1 protein-coding gene is annotated in these 587 nt (G+C 48.2%); it reads right to left on the reverse strand.

The window, feature by feature from the left end; genetic code table 11:
* Window positions 1-587: protein kinase (locus tag R7Q48_RS29230; protein WP_318133861.1), on the reverse strand; the 587-nt coding region annotated here is incomplete at both ends.

The following is a 587-nucleotide window of genomic DNA, read 5'->3' on the forward strand; positions in this document are numbered from 1 at the left end:
TAAACCCTTGTGGGAACGTATCTCGGGTGCAGGTTTCCAACGTTGGCGGTAAACCCAAGTTGTAGTAACTGTTTGGAATCAGCTCCATCACCAACGCAAGCTCTTTACCGTCATCCACTTGCGCGATGGATTTTACTAAGTTGTTGTGATGCCCAGCTTGCAAACACGCTTCAAGTTCATCATGAGGGTAACCGTCACTAGTGACCTCGCCCTTGAACACTTTTACCGCAACTTCACTCGGGAAGTCGTATTGAGCGTCAATCCAGTTAGCATGAGAAATCACGCCACTTGCCCCTTGGCCGAGAACATGGTTAAGCGAGTAACTGTTTGTGGTCACTTTCGGCACACTGTCTAGCGAAGATGGGTGTTTGCAGAATGGATTACCTGCAAAAGCAAACCATGCCAATTTAGGTAGCTTCATCAGCACATCCGGAAAGTGCTCTAGCTGGTTCGCAGAGAGACGAACCAATTCCAAATTAACTAAGTTTTCCATGCTACTTGGCAGTCGTTTGATGCGATTCCCCGCCAGTGCAAGCTTTCTTAAGCGCGGCCTTTCACCCAGACTGTTTGGTAGCGTTTCAATCTCG

It is taken from the genome of Vibrio sp. 378 (assembly GCF_033339435.1).